The 14,487-nt window shown below is 54.7% G+C and carries 9 protein-coding genes; 2 read left to right on the top strand and 7 right to left on the bottom strand.

Going from position 1 to position 14,487, the window contains the following annotated elements:
• Window positions 1-76 precede the first annotated feature (76 nt).
• The 5 genes from C5Y83_RS14500 to C5Y83_RS14520 all read right to left on the bottom strand — a co-directional run bounded on the left by C5Y83_RS14500 (window position 77) and on the right by C5Y83_RS14520 (window position 9,639).
• On the bottom strand, window positions 77-859 hold the full coding sequence (locus C5Y83_RS14500; RefSeq protein ID WP_105330440.1) for an ABC transporter ATP-binding protein: 783 nt from the start codon (window positions 857-859) through the stop codon (window positions 77-79).
• Window positions 860-1,031: 172 nt separating this feature from the next.
• Window positions 1,032-2,642: an L-aspartate oxidase gene (gene nadB / locus C5Y83_RS14505; RefSeq protein WP_105330441.1), complete on the bottom strand. Its 1,611-nt coding sequence runs from the start codon at window positions 2,640-2,642 to the stop codon at window positions 1,032-1,034.
• A 136-nt stretch (window positions 2,643-2,778) separates the two neighbouring features.
• Window positions 2,779-6,654, bottom strand: coding sequence for a hypothetical protein (locus C5Y83_RS14510; protein ID WP_105330442.1), 3,876 nt, complete (start codon window positions 6,652-6,654; stop codon window positions 2,779-2,781).
• A 290-nt stretch (window positions 6,655-6,944) separates the two neighbouring features.
• Entirely contained in the window at window positions 6,945-8,339 is a 1,395-nt protein-coding gene (locus tag C5Y83_RS14515; protein ID WP_105330443.1) for a hypothetical protein, read from the bottom strand.
• Between the two features lie 214 nt (window positions 8,340-8,553).
• A complete protein-coding gene (locus C5Y83_RS14520) occupies window positions 8,554-9,639 on the bottom strand; it encodes a leucine-rich repeat domain-containing protein (protein ID WP_105330444.1) in 1,086 nt (361 codons plus the stop codon).
• 161 nt (window positions 9,640-9,800) lie between these two features.
• On the opposite strand from C5Y83_RS14520, the gene C5Y83_RS14525 reads away from it, so the two are divergent.
• Window positions 9,801-11,357, top strand: coding sequence for a UxaA family hydrolase (locus C5Y83_RS14525; protein WP_105330799.1), 1,557 nt, complete (start codon window positions 9,801-9,803; stop codon window positions 11,355-11,357).
• A gap of 102 nt (window positions 11,358-11,459) precedes the next feature.
• Complete coding sequence (locus C5Y83_RS14530; protein ID WP_105330445.1) at window positions 11,460-12,779, top strand: polymer-forming cytoskeletal protein; 1,320 nt, start codon at window positions 11,460-11,462, stop codon at window positions 12,777-12,779.
• Between the two features lie 8 nt (window positions 12,780-12,787).
• Here the strand turns inward: C5Y83_RS14530 and C5Y83_RS14535 are convergent, their stop codons facing one another.
• Window positions 12,788-13,273: an MEKHLA domain-containing protein gene (locus C5Y83_RS14535; RefSeq protein WP_233207231.1), complete on the bottom strand. Its 486-nt coding sequence runs from the start codon at window positions 13,271-13,273 to the stop codon at window positions 12,788-12,790.
• A gap of 10 nt (window positions 13,274-13,283) precedes the next feature.
• On the bottom strand, window positions 13,284-14,402 hold the full coding sequence (locus C5Y83_RS14540; RefSeq protein ID WP_105330447.1) for a leucine-rich repeat domain-containing protein: 1,119 nt from the start codon (window positions 14,400-14,402) through the stop codon (window positions 13,284-13,286).
• Between the last annotated feature and the right edge of the window lie 85 nt (window positions 14,403-14,487).

The following is a 14,487-nucleotide window of genomic DNA, read 5'->3' on the forward strand; positions in this document are numbered from 1 at the left end:
AAACTTGACCGTATGGCTTCGTAAGGAGTCGGGGATTCGATCGTCCAAGCAGGGCAGGGGACCAATTAGGCGGTGACTAATTGGCCGGGGCGGGTTCTTCACTTTCGGGCTTCGTCAAAGCGTTCACCCCTTTGGTCATGCGATAGAAGGCGTCGTCTAGCGACTCGCCAGGCTCTTTCATCGCGTCGATACTTCCGTCGTAGATTAAGCGACCTTCGTTAATCACAATAGCGCGGGTCGCAAGGGCATCGACCTCTTGGAAGATGTGGGTCGAAAGCAGGATTGTTTTCTCTTGGCCAAGGCGACGAATCATATCACGCACACCACGAATTTGGTTCGGATCGAGGCCTGAGGTCGGTTCGTCCAGAATCAGCACTTCCGGTTCGTGCAAAATAGCCTGAGCCATGCCAACACGCTGCTTATAACCCTTGGAGAGCTTCGCGATTGGCTTGTGCAGCACCGTGTGTAGGTTACACAAATCGACAACCGCCGCGATGCGTTCGTTGCGACGTTCCGGCGACATGCCTCGAGCTTCGCCAATAAACCACAGCAAGCTATGCGGGGTTGCGTCGGGATAAAGAGGACCGTTTTCAGGCAAGTAACCTAAAAGCGACGAACCTTGCAAACGCTGTGTCGCCATGTTGTAGCCGGCGATCCGAGCCACCCCCTCGCTAGGCGAGAGGTAGCCAGTCAGCAGTTTCATGGTCGTGCTTTTCCCGGCACCGTTGGGACCGAGAAAAGCAACCACTTCACCACGATGTATCTTAAAGCTCACATCGCGCGAGGCAGCGAAGATTCCGTAGAACTTGGAAAGGCGGTCCGCTTCGATCATGGGGAGATCGGCGTTTTGATCAACCATATCAGTTCTTCTTCTGGGCTATCTGAAAAGAATAGGGCAGGGGACTCTCATTCAAGAGTCCGACCATATTAGGCAAAGTCAAAACACGTAGTGTAACGCAAGCCCCGGAAGACATAAACTCCGGTCTGATTAAGACTTGCCGAAACAAGTCGATTGGCGACAACCGACTCGACTACACGACGCTGGACAGTTGCAACGGCAGATGGCGATTCCAATGTTTGTCGTCCATTTGCGGATAATCCATCCGCAAATGAACCCCGCGAGATTCCTGCCGTAGAAAGGCTGCCTGGGCCATGACACGGGCCACAACCAGCATGTTTTGCAGTTCCCAACCGCGTGGATGATCGAACTGCTGCGGCAGGACGTACCGGCACCAGGCTTCGATCGTCTCAATCGCGTCTTCCAGGCCGTGGGCTTCGCGGCGAACGCCGACATTACGCCACATGAGGCTTTTCAGCGAATTGCGAATGTCCTCGAGATCGAGCGGTTCGCTCGCCTCGGCGACTGGATGAGTCAAATTGATGGCTTCGAAACGGTCCGGCATCGCGAGCGCGCCCTCTGACGCGTTGCGACCAGTCCTCTTACCGTATACGAGCCCTTCCAGCAAACTGTTCGATGCCAAACGATTTGCTCCGTGCAAACCGCTGCTGGTCACCTCGCCAGCGGCCCACAAATTGGGAATCGAAGTCCGCCCATCGGTATCGACGGTGATCCCCCCGATCATGTAATGCGCCCCTGGCCGAACTGGGATGCGATCGGTCGTGATGTCGATGCCAAATTTGCGACAACTGGCATCAATGCCGGGGAAGCGCCGTTTGACAAACTCTGGATCGAGGTGTTCCATCGTCAAATAGACGTTGGGATGTCGAGTTAGTTCCATCTGCGAAACGATCGCCTGCGAGACGATATCGCGCGGAGCCAATTCCCCCCGCGGATCGTAATCGGTCATGAACCGGCGGCCATTGCGATCGACTAGGTAGCCACCTTCTCCGCGAACCGCTTCAGTGATCAAGCTGCGGCTACTACCCGCGATATAGAGCACCGTAGGATGAAACTGCATGAATTCCATGTCACGCGTTTCCGCTCCGGCACGCAGGGCCATCGCGATTCCGTCACCGGTAGCCACACCAGGGTTGGTTGACTCGCGGTAGATTTGTCCGACTCCGCCTGAGGCCAGAATGGTTTGCTTCGCCCAAATGAGCGTTCGGCCATGTTTCTCGTCGGAAGCTAAAGCGCCGCGGCAAACTCCATCGTGGGTGATCAGGTCCTGGGTAAATTCGTTCTGCCAGATTTGCGTGTTGGGTCGCGAGCGGACCATCTCAACAACCGACCGAATCACCTCTTTACCGGTGGCATCCCCTAACGCATGGACAATCCGATCGCGGCCGTGGCCACCTTCGCGTGTGAGGGCCAAGCGGCCATCAACGCGGTCGAACTCGGTCCCCCATTGGATCAACTCGCGAATGCATTCTGGACCTTCTTTGACGACCAGATCGACCACTTCCTTGTCGCACAGACTACCACCGGCGGTGATGGTATCGGCGACGTGATCTTCAAAGCGATCTTCTTCGTCCAGCACGCCGGCGATACCGCCTTGGGCGTAGTTGCTGTTCGACTCCTGGATCTGCTCTTTGGAAAGAATCAGCGCCGAGAGATTGGGATCAACTTCCAGGGCTGCCCTCAATCCGGCAATGCCTCCACCGATGATCAGCACGTCGGTGAAATAGTGGGAGACACTCTTCGGATGGAAGGGGACCAAGTATCGGGGGACGTGAGGTGCCATGCGCCTTACACGGTTGCATCGTGCATGGCAGGGAAGGGGCCGCCCACATCGCGATAGGGGCTGGACTCGTTTCCCTGCATAGTATGCCCGGTTAGATGAAACTCAGGGGAATTCGCTATTTTCCTTAACCGAGGCTTTATTGAGAAGCCCCCTTGAGGTAGGCCCGATACTGCTCGAGAAACGCCGGCGGAGGTGTGGTTCGCTGGACGTCGCCAGATCCACCCGAAGTAGCATTGCGGGCCTCGACTCGGCGCGTGGTATCTTGCCCGCGAGAAAGTCCCAAGCTTCGCAGGGCTTCGTTCAATTCTCGTTTGGCACCAGTATCGGTAGAGTCGGCGGCCTGTTTCATCTTCTGCCAGCGATTCATAAACCGCTGGAAGTCGTCTTTGGTCCAGCCAAGTTCATCCAGCATCTCCTGGTCAGGGCTTCCTTTTTGATGCTCTAGCTTGTCGAGCACCATGTCAGTTGCCTTCTTGGCGTATTCCAGATTCGCTGCATCTTCACCCGGTTCTACGATTGGGCCATCGTAATTTGGCGTGGAATTACCTGACTCAAGACCGCCGCCCTGCGAGATCGGCGAGTTCCCGGGACCTTTACCACTTTGCGTGGGATCGGTTTTCTGTTGCTGCGAATCTTGGGGGCCATTCTCGGACGATGCACCGTTCTCAGTGGGCTTCTCGCCGGAAGAAGATTGTGTCGTCTGTGATCCTTCGCCCTGTTCGTTCCCGCTGGAACCCGTCTGCTTGTCGGCTTGAGGACCATCGCCGCCATCTTCGCCGGTTTCTCCCATTCCTTGCTGGTTGGCGGCACCGGCGCCTTCGTCAGCAGCGCTTGTGCTTCCAGCACTATCGTTGCCGGCCTGCTGAGCGGATTGGCCTCCACCGGCTCCACCACCGCCACTTTCGTCCCCTTGCTGATCCCCCTTGCTTTGCGATTGCTTGTCGCTGTTGGAAGGGGACTTAGGCGTTTCACCTTGCTCACCCTTATTGCCGTCTTCCGCTTGCGTATCGTTTTCGCGCTGCTTGTTGCTGCGGTCAGCACTCGACTCAGGGCTGCCGGTGTCGTCTTCATTGCCTTCATTGCCGGCACCCGAGTCCGTGTTATCCCCCATTCCCTTATCGCCGGGACGTTCCGACTCGTTGGTCGAGTTGGCATCGGTTTCTTTCTGAGTCGCGCCCCCTTTGTTTTGGCCAGCACCTTGTTCGTTGTTTTGTGTGTTCCGCTCGGAAGCTTCTCCTTCGTTGTTGTCGGTGGTGCCAGGCTGACCGTCTTGTTTCTCTTGTTCGGTCGCGTTTTCGCCGCCAGCCGACTTCTCGGGCTTGGCTGCGTTGTCGACGCCACTTCCTTCCGGCTTCATACCTTCTTGCTGTCCAGACGAGCCATCTTGGCTGTCCATGTTGCCTGAGCCCTGATTCTTTTGATCAGGCTGCCCCTTGTTTTCGCCTGCGGATCCCTCACCAGGGTTCTCTTGTTCCGATGGATCGGAAGGTTTTTGCTCACCAGTCGAGGTGCCACCCTGAGATTGAGGACCATTTTGCTGGGGTTGATCCTGCGAGCCGGCATTCTCAGGCGAGGGTTTTTGTCCCTCCCCTTGTTGCTGCTGTTGTTGCTTCTCGTTCAGGTATTCTTGCAATCGCTCGAATGCGTCGCCATCTTGCGAACCATCGGACGCGACCGGATCAGGCTTGCGTTGGACGGTCGAATTCTCGTTTGGCTCCGTCGAGGAGTCACCTTTTTGAAGTTCTCCTTGGCTGTTCGGGTCGCCGGGCTTGCCGTTGCCTTTGCCACTTGGACTTCCAGCCTGATCCGATTGATTTTGCGATCGGTTTTGCTGATCGGATTTGGACGAAGGCTTTCCCCCTTGTCCGCCAGAGGCTTGGGATTGTGAGTCTTGGCTTCCTTCCTGATCCTCAGATCCAGAGGCACCACCTTCGCCCATCTGCGATTGGGAATCTTGCGGCTCGCCCGACTCGGCACCTTCTTGCGAGTCAGAGCCTTCCCCTTGCTGTTGCTGCTGTTGGTCTTGAGGCTGCTGTTCGCCTTCCTTCGATTCCGCGGATCCTGAGCTTCCTTTGCCGGAATCTTCCTGACTTTGCGACTCGTTCTCCCCCTCTTGAGATTTATCGTTTTGCCCCTTCACACCTTCCTGGCCGGACTGACCTTCGGAACCTTCTTCGCCTTCACCCTTCGAAGATTCATCTCCCTCGGAGCCCGGTTCCTGGTCAGACATATCTCCCTGGTCACCAGACTCGTCTTGCTTACCTTGTTTGCCGGCATTCTCGGCTTGTTGATCTTGATTTTGCTCACCCTCGGAATTGCTTCCGTCGGATGGCTGATTCGGATCTTGCTTGTTACCTTGCGGATTGTCAAACGCGGGGACAATGCGGACAATCCGTGGGCGAGACTCGGTCACATTGGGGCGAAGTTGGCCTTCGTAATCGGTGCGGGTGTCTTCCGCGATACCGATCAATTTGACGACGTCACCATTCTTCAAACCATACTTAGATGGGACGAAGGTCCATGACTGGATGGTTTGCCCAGACCTAGGTTCAGCCAGAAGCGATTGATCGATCAGCGGCTGTTCTTTCTCGGTCGCAACAACGCGAATCTGACGAATTCCGAAGTCAGGATCGATCGCTCTCAACTTGGCCTGCAGTGAACCGTTCTCGGGCACTTCGACTTCCGCAGCGGTTGGCTCGATCCACTGAATTTCCGGCGGCAGATCACGTTGCACGTCGATGTGGTAAAGCACCGGATGTGGATTCATCACGCCATCTTCAGTGCGGAATCGGACTTGGTACGAGCGATATTTCCCCGAAGTACCAGCTTCATTTAACGCAAGCGGAAATCGCACACTGGCTTTATTCGGCGAGTCGGCGTCGACGCGCATCGGAATCGTATTGAGCGTGACGACGGGGCCACCTTCAATTGGATCGAATTCGATGTAGGCCTTTTGAATCGGACGATTGGCGATCGCACGAAGAGTGACCATCGTGCCTTCGAGGGCACGGATGTGCCCATCTCCTTCTTGTTCGCGTGACGCCTCGCGTGTGTAAGAGGGGAAGTCGTATCGCAGGGAAGCGATATCGATGGAAGGAGCTTCCAGCGTGATCACATCGTAGTCACGCGTCACCGCGTCGCCAGCTTCGATGCGATAGGTCAAATCTTGCTGGATGCCGGTCTCAGAGGTTTTCAGCAACGCGTGAAACGAATAACCATCGTCACCGACTTCCAAAGGAATTTTCTGATCGACCAGTTGGCCATCCTTGGTCGAGAAGACGACGTTCATTTCTTCTGAAATCGAAATGTCATAGATCTTGGCCGATACCTGGAGACTTTCTCCCTGATATATCGAAGTGGAACCTGGCTCGACGTCTTCGATTTTGACACGCGATGGACGAGCGATTTCCTGCCAAGGAAGCAACACGCGGGCAGCCGTTTGAAGCGGGTCCTTCGGGGAGAGCACCTTGTACAACCCAAACAACACGGTCAGGGCAGCCAGCACGTAGCCAATCCGAATCGCTTTCGTGTAGTCGACGAGATGCTCGAGCTTAAGAGAGGAAACATCGGTCGCCGCTTGCGACTCAATTGCCTCGAGAACGGCCTTCCGCGTTCCTTGTTGATTCTGACTTAGAAACAGAAAATTAAGCAGGCTGTTCTTTAATGTTGGCTGTCCTTGCTCGATCATCCTGGCCGCGTACAACGGGTTGATGGAGTGGACCAATAAAGGAACAACGTACACCCATAGAAACGCGACCGCAGCGCCCACATAAACCAGGAACGCGATCAGGCGTGCCCAGAAATCGAGGCCAATAATCCAATGATCCACGACAGCGAGTGTCAGCAGAAACAACAACGAACCAGCCCCGAACAGTAGCAAGCCAGCCGCAAGTTCGGCCAGTTTCACGCTTCGCCGGGTACTGTTGATCTTCCGGCGAATGAAGTCTTGGCCTGCACTGCTCACAGGTCGCGATTCAGCCGGCGTCATGGTGCTTGGTGCGTCGGTCGACATGAATTCTTCTCGGCGATTGCCGGGGAAGTGCGACACGTGGAAACATGCGCGCACAATGAGGAAAAGTAGGAACCTACCTATTATAAGAGACGATTCCTGGAAGGCAGTAGTTTTGCAGCAATTTGCGAACTCTAGCCAGTTTGGCGGAAGTTTTTTCCGAGATAATCGGTACGATTCCGGCCGAAGTCATCCGTGGGTTCCAAACGATAATCCCCCCGTCAGCACCAATCCAGGCAGAAGTCTACCGCCAATTGGGTAGACCAGATGAGCCTTCCTAGCTCCTTCGTGCTCTAGCGATGCAAAGGAGACGTCTTCGCGGTCGCGTAGAATTCGCGAAGCTGCTGCTGTTCGGCCAAAGAAAGCTGACTGCCGTCGACGTAAACTTCGTCCACTCTTGCGAGCTTTCGCAGGTAAGGAAGGTCGCTGGAACTGATCGGCGTATTGAACAGAGAGACACCGCGGAGATTCGGGAGCGTGGCCAATTTCGCCAACTTCTCGCCAGAGACTTTGGTATTGCTCAGATCGATCCACTCAAGCGTCTTGATCTTGGCCAGGTGATCGAGGACATCGCCGTCCAGTTGCGTGTCGCCCAAGTGCAACTCGCGAAGGGCTGGCAGACAACCAAGCTCGGCAATCCCATCGTTGGTGATTGCCGTGTTGGTAAGTTTCAGAATATGTAACTCGTTGAGCGACTTCAGTTGCGAGAGCCCCTGATCGGTCGCCTTGGCATTGGAGAGATCGAGAAACTCAAGCTGCGGAAAGTTGCTGACCGAGGTCAAAAACTGATCACCAGCCGCGGTATCGCTCAGATCGAGGGTCATTAACTTGGTCGTAGGACTAGGCATCGAGCAAGGCGCATCCGCCAAAGCAGACTTGGCTACGCAAATCGATTCGACATTGGGCATCGAAGCCAATTGAGCCAACCCAGTCATCGTCAGTTTGGTTGCCTCGAAACGAATCTCTACTAAGCCGGTCAGCTGGGCGACTTGGTTAGCGACCTCATCATTTACTTTCTCGCCTTGCAGCGACAATGTGCCAAGACATGGGAAATCTCCCTGCTGCAAGTACCATGGTCCTGCCAAGTCCGCGTCAGAGACCGTCAGCGTCGAAAGGCGTGGAAGCCGCTTCAAGTACTGAAAACTTTGGTGAGTGACCGGCAAGGTCTCAAGTTCGACGTGCTTCAGGTTCTGAAGCTCTTCGAGATACCAAATTCCATGATCGGAGACCTTTGTTTCGGCAATGCGAATTGCCTGCAGGCTCGGAATTTCGGCGACGGTCGACATGCCACTGTCGTCCAAACTTTTATCGAGCTGTAATTCGGACAACTGAGACAGTTGGCGAAGACAATTTCGGACCTCGCCGGCAGAGGGGGTATTGTGCAAGGCTAACAGCTTCACAGAAGGAAGCTGGAGGAGTAACTCCCAGTGAGAGTCTTCCATTTTGGCACCGTCAACGCGGATGCACCCATACTCGGGCCAATTAACGATGTCGTCTGAGAGAGAAGCGCCGTATCCAAACAAACAGCCGCTTTGCTCTAGCTGGGCGACGATCCGTTCCACTTCAGGATCGATTGCTCCTCCAATCCCAGGGGGGATCGGCGGAATGCCAGGAGGCTGGGCGAAGGCCAGCCCAGTCGTGCTCAGAAGTGTTGTAAATGCAATTAAATTGAGACAACCGCGCCACATTGGATACCCTCCTGACTTATCGGGAAAGGGCGTCGAAACGCTTCCCGATCTGCCCGTCCATGCACATTCCCCTGATTGAGTTATTCATTGAACGTCACAAGCGGGGAAAGTTCAATATCGGATGGCAGGTATCGAGCAGATTTCCACGAACCGGTTCGCAAAAGCTTCCCTAAGTCGGACCCCCGCAACTATTACCCATTGGGTAATCATTCGCTTAGTTGCTGAGCGGGGCAATCACGCGCAGGTTCGGCAGCTTCTCACTCAGCTGGTCAACGCCAGCTTGTGTGACTTCCGTATTGCGTAGATGCAAGGTCTCCAAGCGATGGGCATCACGCAAGTTTTCCAACCCTTTGTCAGTGATGGGTGTCAGGTGCAGATAGAGGTAGTTGAGTGACTTCAATTTGCTCAGCGAGAGCATGGCCGCATCAATCAGGTTCGAATGGGAAATGGCCAAGTGCTGAACCTTTTGCAGACCCTCAAAAGCATCAAAGTTATCAGCTGGGAATTCACAGTGATGCAGGTTTAAGTGCTCTAGATTGTTGAGCTTACGAAACACATCCATGTCGGCCGATTGAAACGTCGCATTAGATAGGGTCAGCGTTTTCAGCTTGGTCAGTCCAGACAACGACTGCAGCGTCCGGCCAGGGACGTTACCAAAGCTAATCGACAACGTTTCGATCTCATGCAAGTTCTCGATACCATCCAAGGAAACGCTCTTTGCATTGGCATCGTAGATTGAGAGCTGCGAAAGCTTCGGCAAGCGGGACAGGTAGCTGAAATACTCCGAAGCGTTCCCATCGACCTTGACCGACAGTTGCTCAAGCTGGGTGAGCTCTTCCAGGTACCATAAGCCGACCGGCGTGAACTGATTACCGTCGAGTTGCAAAGAAACCAGATTCGAGAACTGCGCGATTTGCATCAGATCGTTATCGGTCGCCTTGCCGAAAACGTGCAAATGCTGCAGTTCGCTGAGCTGAGAGATGACGTTCCAAGTTCGGGGACTGAGCTCGAAATTCGCCCCCAGCCAAAGCCGTTCCACCCGCGGAAGGGCGAGAAGGGCTTGCAAATTCTCTTCGTTGGCTCGCGTGCCGTAGAGATTCACATAGTACGAAGTCTGCTCTTCGTAGTTCTCGTAGAAGTCGACGTGAGCCCCGTTCTTCTGCAACAACTGGACGGCTCGACGGATCTCCGGCGACTCATAATCACGATCGTCAGCCCAAGCCTGGCGGACGCTTCCCACCGACAACAGCAACAACACCCCAACGATCAGCAAGCGAAGCGTGAATTGAGGAGCGGTCATCAACGGTTCCTTCAGAGATGGCGGGAGGCCGATTTCCGCGCGGCAGCGAATCCGATACCATGCGGGTGTCAGCGTTAATCGCTGAAATCACAACAATTTCCGAAAATCACGATCGACTGGATTCACAGCTGATCGTTGACCTCAATTATAAGGTAAACGGTATGGCAGACGAGCAAATTTCTGCCCAACTCGTCATGCTGGACACGTCGGACAACGTGGCGGTTGCCCGTACGAATATCGCCGCAGACACACCGCTTACTTGGTTCGACGACAAGTTTAAAGCCGTTGATTCGGTTCCAGCCGGCCATAAAATCGCAGTTCGCCCCGTAAAACAAGGTGCTGCGGTAACCAAGTATGGACAGATCATTGGCCAGGCAACCAGCGACATTCGGCCCGGCCAGCATGTTCATAGCCACAATCTTGCCATCGTCGACGTCCATGCCGATTATGCGGCTTGTTCTCAAATTCCGGATCCTCCGACGCCGATTACGGATCGAACGTTTCAAGGGTACGTGCGGGACAACGGCAAAGTGGGCACGCGCAACTACTTGGCCGTGATCAGCACAGTGAACTGTTCGGCAAGCGCCGCCAAGTTTATCGCTCAGCGATTTCCTCCGGAGGAACTGGCCAAGTATCCGAACATCGATGGCGTGATTGCTTTCAAGCATGAAGCGGGCTGCGCGATGCAGTATCAAGGAGATGCCCACCACACGTTGAACCGATTGATGGCCGGCATCGCGCGACATCCGAACGTTGGCGGCTTTTTGCTGGTTGGCTTAGGATGCGAAACTGGAGCGATGGGTTATTTGCTTCAAGAGCAGAACCTTGTCCAAATCGAAGGGGTAGGGGGCGCCGATCGCCCAGGACCGCTCGTTCTATCCATGCAAGACATGGGCGGCACCCTCAAGACCGTCGAAGCTGGCATTGCCCAAATCACCAAGATGCTTCCCCAGGTCAATGACATCCAGCGACAAACGGTTTCCGCGAGTCACTTGTCCGTTGGCTTGGAATGCGGAGGTAGCGACGGCAACTCTGGCGTAACCGCGAATCCGGCGCTGGGAATTGCCAGCGACCGAATTGTCGCTTGCGGGGGAACCGCAATTCTCAGTGAAACCTCCGAAGTATACGGTGCCGAACATCTGCTCACCCGACGTGCGGTCACCCCAGAGGTTGCCGATAAACTGGCCGAACGGATCGAGTGGTGGAAGCATTATGTCTCACTGTTCGGAGCGCAACTCGACAACAATCCGTCGCCTGGTAACAAGGCAGGCGGTTTGACAACAATCGCCGAGAAGTCGCTCGGAGCCGTCGCCAAAGCGGGCAGCACGGCGTTGGTCGACGTATATGGCTACGGGGAACCAGTAGAAGCCAAAGGGCTGGTTTTCATGGATACGCCCGGCTACGACCCAGCCAGCGTTACCGGCATGGTGGCAGGAGGAGCGAATGTGGTTTGCTTTACCACGGGCCGAGGAAGCTGCTTCGGATGCAAACCAACCCCTTCGATCAAGATCGCGACGAACACGCCCATGTACGATCGTATGATCGCTGACATGGACGTTAACGCCGGCAGCGTACTGGAAGGGGAGTCGATCACTTCGGCAGGCGAACGAATCTTCGAGGAGATCTTGTCCGTCGCGAGTGGCAAGCAAACCAAAAGCGAGCAACAGAACATCGGAGACGAAGAGTTCGTCCCTTGGTTGGTTGGCCCGACCCTTTAGATTGCTTTGCAATCTGGGGGAGGTCGATCTACGATGCTAAGTAACGAACTCTCAAATGCTCCACACCGTGTTTTCCCCCTTTGTTCTTCGGAGAGTTGACCTGTGCGCACGCTGCTTGTGCTCGTCACTTATCTTAGTTTCTCGCTGTTGTGTCCGTTGATAACCAACGCGGCTGAGTTTCTCAGTGGCCAGGAAGTCACGATCGCGGCGGACGAAACCTGGGATGGCGATGTCTACGTCTCCGCTCAGTCAGTTAACATCGCAGGAACTGTGAAGGGGGACCTCGTCGTCTGCGCCCAGAAGCTTCATGTCACCGGGACCATCGAGGGTGGTGTTTTTGCCGCATGTCAGCAAATCTTATTAGAAGGGGATTGCGGGCGTACATGTCGACTGGCCAGTCAAGTGGCTGAAGTAGGTGAAGGCGCGAAGCTCGATGGTGATTTGGTCGCCGCCGGATACTCTTTGACCGTCAATCAAGACGCGGTAATTTCAGGTGATTTGGTCTACGCTGGCTTTCAAACATTGCTTCGCGGTGAGATTGCTAGGAACGTCTGGGCTGCTGTTAATCGCGCGGAGCTGTTCGGCGGGGTAGGAGGGGAACTAAGCATCACCACGGCCGGCAGCCATGCCCCTGATCCGCTTATGACCGATGAGTTTTGGCCAGGGACCCCCTTGGTGAAGATTCCACGCGTTCCATCAGGACTCACCATTCACGACAGTGCGACGGTTGGCAGCAAACTGATTTACAACTCGCCGAGCGAAGCGGACATCTCAGCCATGGCGAAGGTCACCGGTCCCATTGAATGGATCGAGCCAGCTTCGCCTGGTAAAGAACCGCAACAGAAGATGGACTATGCCTGGCAGCAGATCAAGCGTTTTCTGACGATCTTGGCAATGGGAGTGTTGATGATTGTCGTCTGCCCGCAAACCACGGGAGGTGTGGTCGAACAAATCATTCAGCGGCCAATCGCTAGTTTCCTAGCGGGCATCGTCGCGGTTCCGCTGTCGGTAGTTATGTCCGTATTGGTCATCGCCTTGATTGTCGCCATCCCCATGGGATTCGGCTGGTTGGACTTCGATGGTTTGGCAGTCGCCGGCTCGTTTATCGCTTCGTTCGCGGCGGTGACGTATCTGGGAAGCTTAGCGTTTTATTTCGTATTCGGGGCGGCAGTGATTACCTGTATCACGCTCGGTCGTGTCGTCTTCTCAGATCATCGCATTACGTCGCGAGGACCGATGATCCTGATGCTTGGCTTCGGCCTGATCTTCTACGTCGTGCTGACATGCGTGCCGTTCTTGGGAATGGGTATCTTCGTCACGGCCATTCTGTTTGGCTTCGGTGGGATCTTCCTGTGGTTTATGGGCAAAGTCTTGGCCGGCTCGGCGGAGAATCGTCCTCGCGCCGCCACGGACGGAAAATAGCTGCCGCGTTACGATTCAAGAAACGTCCAGTGATCGAAAGTGGCTGCTTGACCGACATACTCGCCGGCTTTGTCGTGTAGATTCCAGACGATTGCTTCTTCGATTTGAAAGCGACGTCCCGTCGACGAGATGCGAATGCCTCGGTAGTCATCGACGTAGCCATCGCGAGTGGTGCGTTCCAACAATCGAGCACGCTCGTCTCGATGCATCGGCTCGGCAGTCATACGGGATGGAGTTTGCCGAAATGTATCGGCGGTCATTTCCCAAAGCTGGAGTGCCGTTAGGTTACCGAATGTCAAAACTGGATCGGCCGCGTTGTTATGCGAAACCACCACAAACGGTGCTTTGTAAACCCGTTTGGCATCTTCGTGAAGTCTACCACTGCGAGGAACCAGTTCGCGGCCAAGCCGGTTTTGAAACGAGTCGAGAAGAATCTGTAAAAGTTCCGGCCATCCATGGTCGAGCAAAGGACTCGCATCATCGTGTTGGTTCACTAAAGAATTCTTACTTCTTGATGGGGGCAATGATCTGAAGCGTCGGACGCGACTTTGCGAGAGCATCGACGCCCGCCTGAGTAATGTCGGTCGAGCTGAGCTGAATCATGCGAAGCGACCGCGTATTGTGCAAGTGCTCGAGCCCAGCGTCAGTGACCTTCGATCCGCGAACATACATGTAACGAATCCGCGGAAGCTTGCCTAGTGGCTTCAAAACCTCGTCGGTCATGTCGTTGTTCGAGAGTTGAATGCGTTCCAGCGCCGTCATCCCCTCGAACGCATCGACAGGGTTGCCCTTGAAATGACAACGATAGAGATTCAAGTAAGTCACCTTGTCCAGCCCACTAAAGATGTCCATTTCTTCCGGTCGCAAGAAGGCCCTCAAGATATTGAGCGAGCTTAATTGCGTCAGCTGTCCCACAGCCTGCAAATCGGTACCTTGGATATCTTGGGCGTCGACGCTCAGTGATACCAAGCGATCAAGTTTCTGAATGCCTTCTAACGAAACGGGATTGCCAGAAGGGAGTGAGATCGAAAGGTCATCGAGTTGAGGCAACCGCGACAAGTATTCAAAGTACGGCATCCCATCACCATTCAAAGTAAACGACAACCGCTTTAGTCCGGTGAGTTCTTCAAAGTACCATAGATCTTCCGGGTGCAAATTATTGGCTCGCATCAACGTCAAGCTGTTGAGGTTGGCGAAGCGAGCGATGTTCGGCAGATCGAGTTCTTGGAGATCCCCAGAAATCGAGAGCGTCGTAATCTCACTCATCTGTGCAAGCGTGTCCCAAGCGGCCTGATCACGCTTAAAGTTCGGACCGATCGTGAGACGATCAACCTTCGGAATAATCAACAGCGCGGCCAAGTTTTCTTCCGTTGGCGCCATCGAATGGACGTTCACGTAATACGTGACTTCGTCACGAGACTGAAATGGGTTTCCCAGTTGTGCGAACTGCATGGGATAGAAACTGACCGTCGCGCCATTCTGTCGAAGATGTTCGATCGCCTTACCGATCTCGGGCGACTCATATCGCTTACCATCCGCGTTGCCAGGAGAGCAGAGGAAGCTGATAGCGAGGAGACATCCTGCCACAGCAGCACGAAGGATCAATAAGGTTTGGCGTTTCACAGGCGGGTCCTCGCAAGGGTTCCCAGATACAAGCCGCGGCTAACGTGCTTTTATCGTAGGCAATTCATGTCGCCCGTGCGAGAAT

Source organism: Blastopirellula marina, from assembly GCF_002967765.1.
Lineage (GTDB): Bacteria > Planctomycetota > Planctomycetia > Pirellulales > Pirellulaceae > Bremerella > Bremerella marina_A.

Excerpts from the sequence above, each read along its gene's own strand:
- C5Y83_RS14500 (WP_105330440.1), bottom strand. The coding sequence starts at position 859 with ATGGTTGATCAAAACGCCGATCTCCCCATGATCGAAGCGGACCGCCTT.
- nadB (WP_105330441.1), bottom strand. The coding sequence starts at position 2,642 with ATGGCACCTCACGTCCCCCGATACTTGGTCCCCTTCCATCCGAAGAGT.
- C5Y83_RS14510 (WP_105330442.1), bottom strand. The coding sequence starts at position 6,654 with ATGTCGACCGACGCACCAAGCACCATGACGCCGGCTGAATCGCGACCT.
- C5Y83_RS14515 (WP_105330443.1), bottom strand. The coding sequence starts at position 8,339 with ATGTGGCGCGGTTGTCTCAATTTAATTGCATTTACAACACTTCTGAGC.
- C5Y83_RS14520 (WP_105330444.1), bottom strand. The coding sequence starts at position 9,639 with ATGACCGCTCCTCAATTCACGCTTCGCTTGCTGATCGTTGGGGTGTTG.
- C5Y83_RS14525 (WP_105330799.1), top strand. The coding sequence starts at position 9,801 with ATGGCAGACGAGCAAATTTCTGCCCAACTCGTCATGCTGGACACGTCG.